Source organism: Streptosporangium sp. NPDC006013 (assembly GCF_040614275.1).
GTDB lineage: Bacteria > Actinomycetota > Actinomycetes > Streptosporangiales > Streptosporangiaceae > Streptosporangium.
Map to the genome: position 1 here is coordinate 2,290 of NZ_JBEXUE010000776.1, position 705 is coordinate 2,994.

Here is a 705-nt window from a genome sequence, read left to right on the forward strand (position 1 = left end):
CCACGGTCATCGCGACGCGGACCATCGGCGCGGAAACCGCCACGGTCGTCACGGCGCGGGCCATCGGCGCGGTAACCGCCCTGCGAACCACCACGATCATCCCGGCGCGGACCGTCGGACCGGTAACCGCCCTGCGAACCACCACGGTCGTCACGACGCGGGCCGTCGGACCGGAAACCACCCGAGGACCTGCCGGACGAGCTGCGCGAACCATCACGCTCGGCGCGGAAACCACCGCGATCATCCCGACGCGGACCGTCCGCACGGAAACCACCCTGCGAACCACCACGGGAGCCGCCTGACGAGGATCCGCCCCGGGAGGAACCGCCCCGGAATCCACCGGACTGCGAGCCCCCACGGGGATTGCCACCGCGCGGGGCTCCGCCACGGCCTTGACCGCGTCCATCACCGGACGGGGTACTACGGCTGTTGTTCACTGCTTCTGCTCCTCTAGGGATTCCATGTCGTCGGGCAGGAAAGGCGCCAGTTCTGGAAGCTCGTCGAGCCCCCGCAGGCCTATCCTCTCGAGAAAATACGAACTTGTCCGGTAGAGCACGGCTTGGCTCTCCGGTTCGGTGCCGGCCTCCTCGACCAGCCCCCTCGTCACCTACTGGCCGCTCCCAGTACTCCAGGTAGGTGTGCTTCATGCCGAGCGGCTCCAGGAGCAGCTCACGGTAGAGGCGGTGCAGCGGCATCCCCGCCGCA

The 705-nt window shown here is 68.8% G+C and carries 1 protein-coding gene and 1 pseudogene; one reads left to right on the top strand and one right to left on the bottom strand.

Features of this window, described 5'->3' with window-relative positions:
- A partial coding sequence (locus ABZ260_RS49340) for a hypothetical protein (protein WP_355632418.1) occupies positions 1–302 on the top strand: 302 nt, incomplete at its 5' end.
- A 131-nt stretch (positions 303–433) separates the two neighbouring features.
- Here the strand turns inward: ABZ260_RS49340 and ABZ260_RS49345 are convergent.
- Positions 434–601: pseudogene (locus ABZ260_RS49345) on the bottom strand (SMC-Scp complex subunit ScpB); the annotation flags it as partial.
- Positions 602–705 lie beyond the last annotated feature (104 nt).